24 protein-coding genes are annotated in these 13300 nt (G+C 66.1%); all 24 read left to right on the forward strand.

Annotated elements, in window-relative coordinates; all coding sequences use genetic code 11:
* Positions 1–29: 29 nt before the first annotated feature.
* The 24 genes from rplC to ACLJRM_RS11635 all read left to right on the forward strand — a co-directional run bounded on the left by rplC (position 30) and on the right by ACLJRM_RS11635 (position 13290).
* Positions 30–680: a 50S ribosomal protein L3 gene (rplC, locus tag ACLJRM_RS11520; RefSeq protein WP_061979959.1), complete on the forward strand. Its 651-nt coding sequence runs from the start codon at positions 30–32 to the stop codon at positions 678–680.
* Positions 681–682: 2 nt separating this feature from the next.
* Positions 683–1369 (forward strand): 50S ribosomal protein L4, encoded by a 687-nt coding sequence (gene rplD, locus ACLJRM_RS11525; RefSeq protein WP_101612166.1) that lies wholly within the window; start codon positions 683–685, stop codon positions 1367–1369.
* A complete protein-coding gene (gene rplW, locus ACLJRM_RS11530) occupies positions 1366–1677 on the forward strand; it encodes a 50S ribosomal protein L23 (RefSeq protein ID WP_101612167.1) in 312 nt (103 codons plus the stop codon). The genes rplD and rplW overlap by 4 nt, the downstream gene beginning before the upstream one ends.
* Positions 1678–1693: 16 nt before the next feature.
* Positions 1694–2527 (forward strand): 50S ribosomal protein L2, encoded by an 834-nt coding sequence (gene rplB, locus ACLJRM_RS11535; RefSeq protein WP_101612168.1) that lies wholly within the window; start codon positions 1694–1696, stop codon positions 2525–2527.
* 18 nt (positions 2528–2545) lie between these two features.
* A complete protein-coding gene (rpsS, locus tag ACLJRM_RS11540; protein WP_026468892.1) occupies positions 2546–2827 on the forward strand; it encodes a 30S ribosomal protein S19 in 282 nt (93 codons plus the stop codon).
* Between the two features lie 29 nt (positions 2828–2856).
* Positions 2857–3273 (forward strand): 50S ribosomal protein L22, encoded by a 417-nt coding sequence (rplV, locus tag ACLJRM_RS11545; protein WP_005166780.1) that lies wholly within the window; start codon positions 2857–2859, stop codon positions 3271–3273.
* A complete protein-coding gene (gene rpsC, locus ACLJRM_RS11550; RefSeq protein ID WP_101612169.1) occupies positions 3273–4124 on the forward strand; it encodes a 30S ribosomal protein S3 in 852 nt (283 codons plus the stop codon). The genes rplV and rpsC overlap by 1 nt, the downstream gene beginning before the upstream one ends.
* 3 nt (positions 4125–4127) lie before the next feature.
* Positions 4128–4547, forward strand: a complete 420-nt coding sequence (gene rplP, locus ACLJRM_RS11555) for a 50S ribosomal protein L16 (RefSeq protein ID WP_004558864.1) — start codon at positions 4128–4130, stop codon at positions 4545–4547.
* The gene (gene rpmC / locus ACLJRM_RS11560; protein WP_076163005.1) at positions 4547–4795 is read left to right on the forward strand and encodes a 50S ribosomal protein L29; all 249 of its coding nucleotides are present in this window, start codon (positions 4547–4549) and stop codon (positions 4793–4795) included. Before rplP ends, rpmC begins: the two co-directional genes overlap by 1 nt.
* The gene (gene rpsQ / locus ACLJRM_RS11565) at positions 4792–5070 is read left to right on the forward strand and encodes a 30S ribosomal protein S17 (protein ID WP_101612170.1); all 279 of its coding nucleotides are present in this window, start codon (positions 4792–4794) and stop codon (positions 5068–5070) included. The genes rpmC and rpsQ overlap by 4 nt, the downstream gene beginning before the upstream one ends.
* A gap of 79 nt (positions 5071–5149) precedes the next feature.
* Complete coding sequence (gene rplN, locus ACLJRM_RS11570; protein ID WP_005166785.1) at positions 5150–5518, forward strand: 50S ribosomal protein L14; 369 nt, start codon at positions 5150–5152, stop codon at positions 5516–5518.
* Between the two features lie 3 nt (positions 5519–5521).
* Positions 5522–5836 (forward strand): 50S ribosomal protein L24, encoded by a 315-nt coding sequence (gene rplX, locus ACLJRM_RS11575; RefSeq protein ID WP_076163007.1) that lies wholly within the window; start codon positions 5522–5524, stop codon positions 5834–5836.
* A 2-nt stretch (positions 5837–5838) separates the two neighbouring features.
* The gene (gene rplE, locus ACLJRM_RS11580) at positions 5839–6402 is read left to right on the forward strand and encodes a 50S ribosomal protein L5 (RefSeq protein WP_101612171.1); all 564 of its coding nucleotides are present in this window, start codon (positions 5839–5841) and stop codon (positions 6400–6402) included.
* 4 nt (positions 6403–6406) lie between these two features.
* Positions 6407–6592, forward strand: a complete 186-nt coding sequence (locus ACLJRM_RS11585; protein ID WP_005166789.1) for a type Z 30S ribosomal protein S14 — start codon at positions 6407–6409, stop codon at positions 6590–6592.
* Between the two features lie 182 nt (positions 6593–6774).
* A complete protein-coding gene (rpsH, locus tag ACLJRM_RS11590; protein ID WP_101612172.1) occupies positions 6775–7173 on the forward strand; it encodes a 30S ribosomal protein S8 in 399 nt (132 codons plus the stop codon).
* A gap of 16 nt (positions 7174–7189) precedes the next feature.
* Positions 7190–7726 carry a 50S ribosomal protein L6 gene (gene rplF, locus ACLJRM_RS11595; protein ID WP_101612173.1) on the forward strand — a complete coding sequence of 179 codons (537 nt, stop codon included), beginning with the start codon at positions 7190–7192 and terminating at the stop codon, positions 7724–7726.
* A gap of 2 nt (positions 7727–7728) precedes the next feature.
* Entirely contained in the window at positions 7729–8127 is a 399-nt protein-coding gene (gene rplR / locus ACLJRM_RS11600) for a 50S ribosomal protein L18 (RefSeq protein WP_076163415.1), read from the forward strand.
* A 31-nt stretch (positions 8128–8158) separates the two neighbouring features.
* Positions 8159–8806: a 30S ribosomal protein S5 gene (rpsE, locus tag ACLJRM_RS11605; RefSeq protein WP_076163010.1), complete on the forward strand. Its 648-nt coding sequence runs from the start codon at positions 8159–8161 to the stop codon at positions 8804–8806.
* A gap of 1 nt (position 8807) precedes the next feature.
* On the forward strand, positions 8808–8993 hold the full coding sequence (gene rpmD / locus ACLJRM_RS11610) for a 50S ribosomal protein L30 (protein ID WP_076163011.1): 186 nt from the start codon (positions 8808–8810) through the stop codon (positions 8991–8993).
* The gene (gene rplO / locus ACLJRM_RS11615; RefSeq protein WP_101612174.1) at positions 8990–9436 is read left to right on the forward strand and encodes a 50S ribosomal protein L15; all 447 of its coding nucleotides are present in this window, start codon (positions 8990–8992) and stop codon (positions 9434–9436) included. Before rpmD ends, rplO begins: the two co-directional genes overlap by 4 nt.
* A gap of 217 nt (positions 9437–9653) precedes the next feature.
* The gene (locus tag ACLJRM_RS11620) at positions 9654–10427 is read left to right on the forward strand and encodes a hypothetical protein (RefSeq protein WP_410662988.1); all 774 of its coding nucleotides are present in this window, start codon (positions 9654–9656) and stop codon (positions 10425–10427) included.
* A gap of 50 nt (positions 10428–10477) precedes the next feature.
* The gene (locus tag ACLJRM_RS11625; RefSeq protein WP_410662989.1) at positions 10478–11110 is read left to right on the forward strand and encodes a LysE family translocator; all 633 of its coding nucleotides are present in this window, start codon (positions 10478–10480) and stop codon (positions 11108–11110) included.
* A 321-nt stretch (positions 11111–11431) separates the two neighbouring features.
* Positions 11432–12739 carry a preprotein translocase subunit SecY gene (gene secY / locus ACLJRM_RS11630; RefSeq protein WP_101612176.1) on the forward strand — a complete coding sequence of 436 codons (1308 nt, stop codon included), beginning with the start codon at positions 11432–11434 and terminating at the stop codon, positions 12737–12739.
* Positions 12736–13290 (forward strand): adenylate kinase, encoded by a 555-nt coding sequence (locus tag ACLJRM_RS11635; protein WP_101612177.1) that lies wholly within the window; start codon positions 12736–12738, stop codon positions 13288–13290. Before secY ends, ACLJRM_RS11635 begins: the two co-directional genes overlap by 4 nt.
* Positions 13291–13300 lie beyond the last annotated feature (10 nt).

Below are 13300 nucleotides of genomic sequence, written 5' to 3' on the forward strand. Positions count from 1 at the left end.
GCTGGCGAGCGGCGGAGAGTAAGAGACTCATGTCTGACAGGCAAGTGAAGGGCATCCTGGGCACCAAGCTCGGCATGACCCAGGTCTTCGACGAGAACAACCGGGTCGTCCCGGTGACCGTCGTGCAGGCCGGCCCGAACGTGGTGACCCAGGTTCGGACCCAGGAAACCGACGGCTACAAGGCCGTGCAGCTGGCTTTCGGTGCGGTCGACCCGCGCCGGGTGAACAAGCCGCGCACCGGCCACTTCGACAAGGCGAGCGTGACCCCGCGTCGTTTCCTTGCGGAGCTGCGTACCACCGACGCCGAGACCTACGAGGTCGGCCAGGAGATCACCGCTGAGGTGTTCGAGGCCGGTATCGAGGTCGACGTGACCGGTACCAGCAAGGGCAAGGGCTACGCCGGTGTCATGAAGCGTCATGGCTTCAAGGGCCAGGGCGCCAGCCACGGTGCCCAGGCCGTGCACCGCAAGCCCGGCTCGATCGGTGGCTGTGCCACCCCGGGTCGCGTCTTCAAGGGCCTGCGCATGGCGGGCCGGATGGGCAACGACCGGGTCACCACGCAGAACCTGACCGTGCACGCGGTGCGTGCCGAAGACGGCCTGCTGCTGATCAAGGGCGCCGTGCCCGGTCCCAAGGGCGGCCTGCTGTTCGTTCGCAGCGCCGCGAAGGGTGGTAACTGAAGATGAGCAGCGTCGAGCTGAAGACCCCGGCCGGTAAAGCCGACGGCACGGTCGACCTCCCCTCGGAGATCTTCGACGTGCAGGCCAACGTGCCCCTCATGCACCAGGTCGTGGTGGGCCAGCTGGCCGCCGCGCGCCAGGGAACGCATGACACCAAGACCCGCGGTGAAGTCCGCGGTGGTGGCAAGAAGCCGTACCGTCAGAAGGGCACCGGCCGCGCCCGCCAGGGTTCGACCCGTGCGCCGCAGTTCACCGGTGGTGGCGTCGTCCACGGCCCCACGCCGCGTGACTACACCCAGCGGACCCCGAAGAAGATGAAGGCCGCCGCTCTCCGTGGCGCCCTCTCCGACCGGGCCCGTGCCGGACAGCTGCACGTCGTCACCGAACTGGTGACCGGCGAGAGGCCGTCCACCAAGTCCGCCAAGGCCATCATCGCCGCGGTGACCCAGGCCAAGCGTGTTCTCGTGGTCCTGCACCGCGACGACGAGCTGAGCTGGAACTCGCTGCGCAACCTGGCCGAGGTCCACATCATCACGCCCGACCAGCTCAACACCTACGACGTGTTGGTCAACGACGACGTGGTGTTCACCAAGGCCGCTTACGACGTTTTCGTCGCCGGTCCCGTCAGGGGCAAGGGCGCGAAGGCTTCGGCCCGGTCGAGCGAGGTTGAAGGGAGTGACGAGCAGTGAGTGCGATCGCCATCCCCGATCCCCGCGACATCTTGCTCGCGCCGGTGATCTCCGAGAAGTCCTACGGGCTGCTCGAGGACCACAAGTACACGTTCGTGGTTCGCCCGGACGCCAACAAGACCCAGATCAAGATCGCGGTCGAGAAGGTGTTCGGCGTCAAGGTGGTCAGTGTCAACACCCTCAACCGCCAGGGCAAGCGTAAGCGGACTCGCGCCGGCTTCGGCAAGCGCAAGGACACCAAGCGCGCCATCGTGACTCTTTCGGCTGAGAGCAAGCCGATCGAGATCTTCGGCGGACCCACCGCGTAAAGGACTGAGCTGACACATGGGCATCCGCAAGTACAAGCCGACGACCCCGGGTCGTCGCGGTTCCAGCGTCTCCGACTTCGCCGAGATCACTCGGTCCACCCCGGAGAAGTCGCTGCTGCGTCCGCTGAGCAAGACCGGCGGCCGTAACTCCAGCGGCAAGATCACCACCCGTCACAAGGGCGGTGGCCACAAGCGCGCGTACCGGCTGATCGACTTCCGCCGGAACGACAAGGACGGCGTTCCCGCCAAGGTCGCGCACATCGAGTACGACCCCAACCGGTCCGCTCGTATCGCGCTCCTGCACTACGCCGACGGCGAGAAGCGCTACATCATCGCCCCGGAGAAGCTCAAGCAGGGTGACACGGTTGAGAACGGCCCCCGCGCCGACATCAAGCCGGGTAACAACCTGCCGCTGCGCAACATCCCGGTCGGCACCGTGATCCACGCGATCGAGCTCCGCCCCGGTGGCGGCGCGAAGATGGCGCGGTCCGCCGGTGCCAAGGTGCAGCTGGTGGCGAAGGACGGGCCTTACGCCCAGCTTCGTCTCCCGTCGGGCGAGATCCGGAACGTCGACGTGCGCAACCGCGCCACCATCGGCGAGGTCGGCAACTCCGACCACTCCAACATCAACTGGGGCAAGGCGGGTCGTAACCGCTGGCGCGGCAAGCGCCCCACCGTCCGTGGTGTCGTCATGAACCCGGTCGACCACCCGCACGGTGGTGGTGAGGGTAAGACCTCCGGTGGTCGCCACCCGGTGAACCCGAACGGAAAGCCCGAAGGCCGCACCCGCCGCCGCAAGGCCTCCGACGCCATGATCGTCCGCCGCCGGCGTACCGGCAAGAAGCGCTGAGCAGGGAGGTAGAAGAACATGCCACGTAGCCTCAAAAAGGGCCCCTTCGTGGACGACCACCTGCTCAAGAAGGTGGACGTTCTCAACGAGTCGGGCAAGAAGACCGTCATCAAGACCTGGTCGCGACGCTCCACGATCATCCCGGACTTCCTGGGTCACACGATCGCGGTGCACGACGGTCGCAAGCACGTCCCGGTGTTCGTCACCGAGGCGATGGTGGGTCACAAGTTGGGCGAATTCGCCCCGACTCGGACCTTCAAGGGCCACATCAAGGACGACCGCAAGTCGCGCCGCCGCTGAGCGGGCACGAGAGAACAAGGAAGCTAGCGATGAACGCCCAGAACGACGTGGCCGAGGCATTGCCGACGGCTTACGCGCGGGCTCGCTTCGTCCGGGACTCACCTACCAAGGTGCGCCGGGTGATCGAGCTGATCAAGGGACGTAGCGCCGCCGACGCCTTGGCCGTGCTCCAGTTCGCCCCGCAGGCGGCAAGCGAGCCGGTCGCGAAGGTGCTCGCCAGCGCCGTGGCCAACGCCGAAAACAACCTCGATCTCGACCCGGACACCCTCTGGGTCAAGAACGCCTACGCCGACGAGGGCCCGACCCTCAAGCGCATCCGTCCGCGGGCCCAGGGCCGCGCGTACCGGATCCGCAAGCGGACCAGCCACATCACCGTCGAGGTGGAGTCGCGTCCCAAGGCCGAGGCCAAGAAGGCACAGGGCAAGAAGAAGGCAGGTGGCCGGTAGTGGGCCAGAAGATCAACCCGCACGGCTTCCGCCTGGGTATCACCACGGACTGGAAGTCGCGTTGGTACGCCGACAAGCAGTACGCGGAGTACGTGGCCGAGGACGTCAAGATCCGGAAGCTGCTGTCCACGGGCATGGAGCGCGCCGGGATCTCCAAGGTCGAGATCGAGCGCACCCGTGACCGTGTCCGCGTCGACATCCACACCGCCCGGCCGGGCATCGTCATCGGCCGTCGTGGTGCGGAAGCCGACCGGATCCGCGGCGCGCTGGAGAAGCTGACCGCCAAGCAGGTCCAGCTGAACATCCTCGAGGTCAAGAACCCCGAGGCCGACGCCCAGCTCGTCGCTCAGGGTGTCGCGGAGCAGCTGAGCAACCGTGTGGCGTTCCGCCGCGCGATGCGCAAGGCGATCCAGACCTCCATGCGTTCGCCGCAGGTCAAGGGCATCCGCGTGCAGTGCGGCGGTCGTCTCGGCGGTGCCGAGATGTCCCGCTCCGAGCACTACCGCGATGGCCGCGTCCCGCTGCACACGCTGCGTGCCGACATCGACTACGGCTTCTTCGAGGCCAAGACGACGTTCGGTCGCATCGGCGTGAAGGTGTGGATCTACAAGGGCGAGCTCGTGGGTGGACTCAAGGCCCGTGAGGCGCGCGACGCCGCCGCGGCCGCCGAGCGTGCCCCGCGCCGTGACCGTGGTGACCGCCCGACCCGCCCGCGCCGTTCCGGTGCGTCGGGTACGACGCCGACCTCGACCGAAGCCGGTCGGGCAGCTGCCGCCGCCAAGAGCGACGACACCGCCCCCGCGGCCACCGAGGCCCCGGCTGCTGAGACTGCAGAAAAGACGGAGGGCTGACACGTGCTCATCCCGCGCAGGGTCAAGCACCGGAAGCAGCACTCCCCGAAGCGCCACGGTGCCGCCAAGGGCGGTACGAAGGTCAGCTTCGGCGAGTACGGCATCCAGGCGCTTGAGCACAGCTACGTGACCAACAGGCAGATCGAGTCCGCTCGTATCGCCATGACGCGTCACATCAAGCGTGGCGGCAAGGTGTGGACGACCATCTACCCGGACCGCCCGCTGACCAAGAAGCCGGCGGAAACCCGCATGGGTTCCGGTAAGGGCTCGCCCGAGTGGTGGATCGCCAACGTGAAGCCGGGCCGCGTCATGTTCGAGATCTCGTTCCCGAACGAGGAGACCGCCCGTGAGGCGCTCCGTCGCGCGATCCACAAGCTGCCCATGAAGTGCCGCATCGTTACCCGTGAAGGTGGTGAGTTCTGATGGCGAAGGCTGGTATCGCCCAGACGTCGGAGCTTCGTGAGCTCACCGCGGAAGAGCTTGTCCTGCGTCTGAAGGAATACAAGGAGGAGCTTTTCAACCTCCGCTTCCAGATGGCGACCGGACAGCTCGACAACAACCGCCGTCTGCGTACCGTCCGTACGGACATCGCGCGGATCTACACGGTCATGCGCGAGCGTGAACTCGGCCTGTCCGTTTCCCCTGACGCCGAGAGTGAAGGTGCCGCATGAGCGAGCAGCCCACCGAGGCGGCCGGCCGCAACGACCGCAAGGTCCGTGAGGGCTATGTCGTCTCGGACAAGATGAACAAGACGATCGTGGTCGAGCTCGAGGACCGCAAGAAGCACCGCCGTTACGCCAAGGTTCTCCGCAGCACCAAGAAGGTCAAGGTGCACGACGAGAACAACGAGGCGGGCACGGGCGACAAGGTCACCTTGATGGAGACCCGCCCGCTGTCGGCGACCAAGCGCTGGCGCCTGGTGCAGATCGTGGAGAAGGCCAAGTAAGTAGGGCTCTTTTTGAGTCCCTTAGTTCCGCAAGGCTCGCGTTCGCACGCGAGAACCAGCGCGACATACAGGAGTTGACGTGATCCAGCAGGAGTCGCGGCTTCGGGTTGCCGACAACACGGGCGCGAAGGAAATCCTTTGCATCCGCGTTCTCGGCGGTTCGGGGCGGCGCTACGCGGGTATCGGCGACATCATCGTCGCCACCGTGAAGGACGCCATGCCGGCTGCCGGCGTGAAGAAGGGTGACGTCGTCAAGGCGGTCATCGTTCGCACGCGCAAGGAGCGCCGTCGTCCGGACGGTTCTTACATCCGCTTCGACGAGAACGCTGCTGTGCTCATCAAGAACGACAATGAGCCCCGTGGCACCCGCATCTTCGGCCCGGTGGGCCGCGAGCTGCGCGACCGAAAGTTCATGAAGATCATTTCGCTCGCGCCGGAGGTGTTGTAGAGCATGAAGGTGAAGAAGGGCGACACGGTCGTCGTCGTCGCCGGCAAGGACAAGGGCGCCAAGGGCAAGGTCATTCAGGCCTACCCCGAGCGCGAGCGCGTGCTGGTCGAGGGCGTGAACCGGATCAAGAAGCACACCCGGATCTCCCAGACCCAGCGTGGCGCGCAGTCCGGTGGCATCGTCACCCAGGAGGCGCCCATCCACGTGTCGAACGTGATGGTCGTCGACTCCGACGGCAAGCCGACCCGGGTGGGCTACCGCATCGGCGAGGACGGCAAGAAGGTCCGGGTCTCGCGCCGTAACGGTAAGGACATCTGATCATGACCACCGCAGAGAAGATCGCCCCGCGCCTGAAGGTGCGGTACCGCGAGGAGATCAAGGGACAGCTCCAGGAGGAGTTCTCCTTCGAGAACGTCCACCAGATCCCGGGCGTCGTCAAGGTCGTCGTGAACATGGGTGTCGGTGACGCCGCCCGTGACAGCAAGCTGATCGAAGGCGCCATCAAGGACCTGGCCGCGATCACCGGGCAGAAGCCCGAGGTTCGCAAGGCTCGCAAGTCCATCGCGCAGTTCAAGCTGCGTGAGGGCCAGCCGATCGGTGCGCGCGTCACGCTGCGCAACGACCGGATGTGGGAGTTCCTCGACCGGCTGCTGACCATCGCGCTGCCGCGTATCCGTGACTTCCGCGGGCTTTCGCCGAAGCAGTTCGACGGCAACGGCAACTACACGTTCGGTCTCAACGAGCAGTCGATGTTCCACGAGATCGATCCGGACGCCATCGACCGCCCGCGCGGTATGGACGTCACTGTCGTCACCACCGCCAACACCGACGACGAGGGTCGCGCGCTGCTTCGCAAGCTCGGCTTCCCGTTCAAGGAGAACTGAGTCGATGGCCAAGAAAGCACTGGTCCACAAGGCCGCGAAGACGCCGAAGTTCAAGGTGCGCGGTTACACGCGCTGCCAGCGGTGCGGTCGCCCGCACTCGGTGTTCCGCAAGTTCGGGCTCTGCCGGATCTGCCTTCGCGAGATGGCACACGCGGGCGAGCTGCCCGGCGTCCGCAAGTCCAGCTGGTAAGAGTCTCCTTTGCCAATCCGGCCCCAAAGCAGGCGGATACGGTCTGAGCCAACCGGCTCATCTGGACCCTTTCCGCCGTGGCTGCCGGTCGGATTGGCAAACAATCGGATACAGAACTCCCACTTCGCCACAGGCCCCGCAGTTGTGCAGGGAACCAGGGCGAGAAAGGTTGACAGGTCACCATGACGATGACCGACCCCATCGCAGACTTCTTGACCCGTCTGCGTAACGCGAACTCGGCTTACCACGACGAGGTCGTGCTTCCCCACTCGAAGATCAAGGCGAACATCGCCGAGATCCTCAAGCGCGAGGGCTACATCGCGAGCTACCGCGACGAGCCGGGCGAGAAGCACAAGAACCTCATCGTGGAGCTGAAGTACGGCCCCAACCGTGAGCGCAGCATCGCCGGCCTCCGCCGCGTGTCCAAGCCCGGCCTGCGGGTCTACGCAAAATCGACCGAACTGCCGAACGTTCTCGGTGGCCTCGGCGTCGCGATCATCTCGACGTCCTCCGGGCTCCAGACCGACCGTCAGGCCAAGCGAAACAGCGTGGGCGGCGAAGTCCTCGCCTACGTCTGGTAAGGAAGGGGGCACAGACATGTCACGCATTGGAAAGCTGCCGGTCGCCGTCCCCTCCGGGGTCGAGGTGACCATCGAAGGTCAGCAGATCAAGGTCAAGGGGCCCAAGGGCACCCTTGAACACGTCATCGCCGAGCCGATCACCGTGGAGCACGCCGACGGCACGCTCCAGGTGAAGCGTCCCGACGAGGAGCGCACCAGCCGTGCCCTGCACGGTCTCACCCGGACGCTGGTCAACAACCTCGTCGTCGGTGTGACCGAGGGCTACGAGAAGAAGCTCGAAATCCACGGTGTCGGTTACCGCGTGCAGGCCAAGGGCTCGGACCTCGAGTTCGCCCTCGGCTACAGCCACCCGGTGAAGATCGAGGCCCCCGAAGGCATCACCTTCAAGGTCGAGACCCCCACCCGGTTCTCGGTTTCGGGCATCGACAAGCAGAAGGTCGGCCAGATCGCCGCGGTCATCCGCAAGCTGCGCCGCCCGGACCCGTACAAGGGCAAGGGCCTGCGCTACGAGGGTGAGAAGATCCGCCGCAAGGTCGGAAAGACGGGTAAGTGATCATGAGCGACACGACTACGAAGCGCAAGCCGGTCGGCAAGGACATTTCGACCCGCCGCCGCGTCGCGAAGGCCCGTCGGCACTTCCGCCTTCGCAAGAAGATCAACGGCACGGACCAGCGTCCGCGCCTGGTCGTCAAGCGTTCGTCGCGGCACATCGCCGTGCAGCTGATCGACGACCTCGCCGGCAAGACCCTGGCGTCGGCGTCCACCCTCGAGGCGGACGTCCGCGCCCTGGACGGCGACAAGAAGGCCAAGGCCGCCAAGGTCGGGGAACTCGTCGCCGCCCGCGCCAAGAACGCCGGTGTCTCGACCGTGGTGTTCGACCGTGGCGGCAACGCCTACCACGGCCGCATCGCCGCGCTCGCCGACGCCGCGCGTGAAGCGGGGTTGGAATTCTGATGCAGATGCTCGTGAATGGAAGGAAAGCCTGATGCCGGGACGTACACGGCAATTCGGCGGCGGCCAGGGCGGACCCGGCGGGCAGGGCGGCAACGACCGCAATGAACGCCGCGGTGGCGGCCGGGATCGTCGCGACAGCGGTCGTGGCGGGGCCGGCCAGGACAAGACCCCGCACCTCGAGAAGGTCGTGACGATCAACCGCGTCGCCAAGGTCGTCAAGGGTGGTCGTCGCTTCAGCTTCACCGCCCTGGTGGTCGTCGGTGACGGCGACGGTCAGGTCGGCGTCGGCTACGGCAAGGCCAAGGAAGTTCCCGCGGCCATCGCCAAGGGCGTCGAGGAAGCGAAGAAGAACTTCTTCCGCGTTCCCCGCGTCGGTGGCACCATTCCCCACCCGATCCAGGGTGAGGAAGCCGCCGGTGTCGTGCTGCTGCGTCCGGCTTCCGCCGGTACCGGTGTCATCGCCGGTGGTCCGGTCCGCGCGGTGCTGGAGTGCGCGGGTGTCCACGACGTGCTGTCGAAGTCTCTCGGCTCCGACAACGCGATCAACATCGTGCACGCGACCGTGGCGGCCCTGAAGGGTCTGCAGCGTCCCGAAGAGGTCGCGGCCCGCCGCGGTCTCCCGCTCGAGGACGTCGCTCCCGCTCGGATGCTGCGTCAGCGTGCGGGCCAGGGGGTCTGACATGACTCAGCTCAAGGTGACCCAGGTCAAGAGCAAGATCGGCACGAAGCACAACCACCGCGAATCGCTGCGCACCCTCGGGCTGCGCAAGATCCGGCAGAGTGTCGTGCGTGAAGACACCCCCCAGGTTCGCGGCCTCATCCACACGGTCCGCCACCTGGTGGAGGTCGAGGAGGTCAAGGCATGACTGCCATCAAGATCCACCACCTTCGTCCGGCTCCGGGCGCGAAGCGCGAGAAGATGCGCGTCGGCCGTGGTGAGGGCTCGAAGGGCAAGACCGCCGGTCGCGGTACCAAGGGCACCAAGGCCCGGAAGAACGTGCCCGCCGGTTTCGAGGGTGGGCAGATGCCCATCCACATGCGGCTCCCGAAGCTTCGCGGCTTCAAGAACCGCTTCCGCACCGAGTACCAGCCGGTGAACCTGGGCGACATCGCCCGCGTTTTCCCGGACGGTGGCAAGGTCGGCAACGAGGAGCTCGTCGCGAAGGGTCTTGTTCGCAAGAACAAGCTCGTGAAGGTGCTCGGCAACGGTGACGTGAACGGCGTCAAGCTGGACGTCACCGCCGATGCTTTCTCCGGCTCCGCCAAGGAGAAGCTCTCCGCCGCCGGTGGCTCCGCCACCACGCTCTGAGCTTTCTTCGCTCGCTTCACCGAAAGGCCCGCCCGGCTCCGCCCGGCGGGCCTTTCGCTTGCGCTCACTCGGTCGGCCGACGTGCGTTTAGCCCCCTAATCGCGATCCGGAGGCCGCCTGGGCTCCCCGTGCCCAGATCGCGATTAGGGGGCTAAACGCAGGTCGGACCTGGGTCGCGAGCGTGGCGGGCGGGGGAGCGAGCTGGAAGGATCGCGAGGTGGACACACCTCCTGGGCAGGATCCGCGGCCCTTCCAGCAGCAGACGGACGCGCCGCCGACGGTCGTCTCGGTGGCGGGTCCCCTGGATCCGGTGGCAGAGCCCGCTCGAACCGGCAAGCCCGAGCCCCGCAGGCTCGTCGCCGCGGGGCTGGCCACCCTCGCACTGGTCATGACCCTCGTGGGCTGTTTCTTCCCGTTCTTCACCACGGAGCATCGGCTCGGCTTCGATCGCGCCGACAAGATCGTGATCGTGGTCGTCCAGGGCGCGTGGGAAACGAAGATCATCCAGGACGGTGGTCCCTCCCTCGTCACGGCAGCGTCGCCTGTCGGTGCTCCCTTGCTGATCGCCGCGGCGATCCTCCTGGCGGCCGCGATCGTCAGCGCTCGCGCCGCCCGGCTGCGACGGCCGGGCAGCCTGGACCGATGGCTCAGCACCTGCGCGGCGGTGTTCCTCACCGGGGTGGTCGTCACCGCCGCCATGCAGGGCTTCGGACACCAACTGGGTGAACCCACCGACGGTACGCTGACGTTCGACGCGGGTATCTGGGCTCTTTTCGCCGCTGTCGTCGCCGCGGCAGGCGCGGCGGTCATGAGTCACCGCGTCGAGGAGCCCGAGCTCTCGCTGGCCGAGGATCCGGGTCTCGCGGATATGCCCACGCCGAAACACGGCATCTCCATCACGGTGCTCCCGCCGGAGCCGCAGCCCGAGCCGCCGCCGGACTACTCGGCCTTCGCCCCACCGCCGGATCCCGGCCCGAAAGAGCGCGATTAGCCCGCTAAACGCGCTCGCCTCGGCCGATACGGTGGGGGAGGAGGTGGCCGATGACTTGGGTGATGGTCTTTTTCGGGGCGGCGGTGCTCGTGGCTTTTACGCCAGGGGCGAACAATCTGCTCGGCCTGCACCACGGCATGACCCAAGGGACATGGAAAGGGCTCGCCGGGCTGTTAGGCCGATTGGCCGCGTTCACCGTGTTGATCACGGCCGTCGCCGCAGGACTCGGACAGCTCCTCGCCGCCTCTGAACTTGCACTCACGGTGATCAAATGGGCAGGTGTCGCCTACCTGCTTTGGATCGGCGGACGGCTGTTGTGGTCGACGTTCCGCGGCGACCGGACCGCGCTGCTCCAGGAGCCTCGGGGCACTGAATCCGTACCGGCCCTGCGGATCGCGAGGAAGGAATTCGTCGTCGCGATCACGAACCCGAAGGCGATCCTCATCTTCACCGCGTTCGTGCCCCAGTTCATCGACGCAGCTCACGGCTCCTTTTCCACCCAGATCGCGATCCTCGGCGCCGTCTACCTGCTCGCCGAATTCGTCGCGGGCGCGACCTACATCGGCGTCGGCACGCTCGTGAAGTCGCTCCGGCTGTCCCGCCGGGCCACTCGCAACGTCGATCGCGGCACCGGAGTCGTGCTGCTCGGTATGGCGGGCGCCCTCGCCGCTTCGAGCTCCTGAACCCGCTCCCTGATCACGGTGCGTTTAGGCCCCTAATCGCGATCTGATGGGCCCGGAAAGCAAGGTACGACAGGGCGTTCTGTCAAGGTTCCGGAGCAAGATGCGGAAGTCGATCAACCCTGCGGACCAACCTTCGTTCGGAAAACCCACACGCACTGCGGACACGCCCTGTGAAGCTGTTAGAGTCGGCGACACGCTTCGGGACGAGTGTGCCCCGAAGCGTTCCTGGCTTGTGCCAGAAAGCTGTGTGTTCCCGCCGGCCCCAGGTCGGCCAAGCCGATCGTCGGTAAGACAGCCGACGACGCCGAGGAGGTCCCCCGCGTGCTCAGCGCCTTCCGCTCGGCTCTCGCGACGCCGGATCTACGTAAGAAGATCCTGTTCACGCTAGCCATCGTCGCGGTCTACCGAATCGGTGCCACCATCCCGGCCCCGGGCATCTCGTACTCCGCCGTCCAGCAATGTACGGAAACCGGGTCGCAGGAGGGCGTCTATCAGCTGCTGAACCTGTTCAGCGGCGGTGCGCTACTGCAGCTCTCGCTGTTCTCGACCGGCATCATGCCGTACATCACGGCGAGCATCATCGTGCAGCTTCTCACCGTGGTCATCCCGCGGTTCGAGGAGCTGAAGAAGGAAGGCCAGGCCGGCCAGGGCAAGCTGACCCAGTACACCCGGTACCTGACGATCGCGCTCGCGATCCTGCAGGCCACCGGCGTGGTGGCGCTCGCCGACCGCAAGCAGCTCTTCCCGCAGTGCGAGACCGCGATCATCCCGGACAACAGCGTCTACACGCTGGCCATCATCGTCGTCACGATGACCGCCGGTACCGCCGTCATGATGTGGCTGGGTGAGCTGATCACCGAGCGCGGCGTCGGCAACGGCATGTCCGTCCTGATCTTCCTGAACATCGCGGCCCGGATCCCGATCGAGGGTGGCAACATCCTCAGCAGCGCCGGCCCGGTGGTCTTCACCTTGATCTGCGTGTTCGGCCTGGTGATCATCGCCAGCGTCATCTTCGTCGAGCAGGGCCAGCGCCGGATCCCGGTGCAGTACGCCAAGCGCATGATCGGCCGCCGTATGTACGGCGGGACCTCGACCTACCTGCCGATCAAGGTGAACCAGGCCGGTGTCATCCCGGTCATCTTCGCCTCGTCGCTGCTCTACCTGCCGGACCTGATCGCCCGCCTCGTCGGCGACGCCAACAGCAACTCCGGCTGGCAGGTCTTCATCCAGAACTACATCGTCAACCAGTCCAGCTGGGCGCACGTCCTGCTGTACTTCGCGTTGATCATCTTCTTCACGTACTTCTACATCACGATCACGTTCAACGTGGACGAGCGTGCGGAAGAAATGAAGAAGTTCGGTGGCTTCATCCCGGGTATCCGCCCGGGGCGTCCCACCGCGGAATACCTCAGCTACGTCCTCGGCCGGATCACCCTGCCGGGCTCGCTGTACCTGGGCATCATCGCGATCCTTCCGAACTTCTTCTTGTCCGTTACCGGTAGCGGGAACAACCAGAACTTCCCGTTCGGTGGCACGGCTGTGCTGATCATGGTCGGTGTCGGTCTCGACACCGTGAAGCAGATCGAAAGCCAGCTGATGCAACGTAACTACGAAGGGTTCTTGAAGTGACGCGCCTGGTTCTCGTTGGCCCTCCTGGCGCGGGCAAAGGTACTCAGGCGGTAGCACTGTCGGAGAAGCTCCGGATCCCGCACATCTCGACCGGCGATCTGTTCCGCGCCCACGTGGGCGAGCAGACGCCGCTGGGTCAGGAGGCCAAGCGCTACCTGGATTCCGGCGAACTCGTGCCCGACTCGGTCACGAACGAGATGGTCCGGGAGCGCCTCGCCGAGCCCGACGCCAAGGTCGGCTTCCTGCTGGACGGGTTCCCCCGGAACACGAAGCAGGCGGACGTTCTCGGCGAGATCCTCGGCGAGGTCGACACCGAGCTGAACGCGGTCATCCAGCTCCAGGTCTCCGAAGACGTCGTCGTCGAGCGGCTGCTGTCCCGCGGCCGCTCGGACGACACCGAAGAGGTCATTCGCCGCCGTCAGCAGATCTACGTGTCCGAGACGGCTCCGCTGCTCGAGTACTACGCGGAAATCCTCGTCACGGTCGACGGCGTCGGCTCGGTCGACGAGATCTCCGCCCGCGTGCTGGAAGCGCTGCGCGACCGCACGTGAACCTCGGAGG

It is taken from the genome of Amycolatopsis sp. lyj-84, from assembly GCF_046549075.1.
In the GTDB taxonomy this organism is placed as follows: Bacteria; Actinomycetota; Actinomycetes; order Mycobacteriales; family Pseudonocardiaceae; genus Amycolatopsis.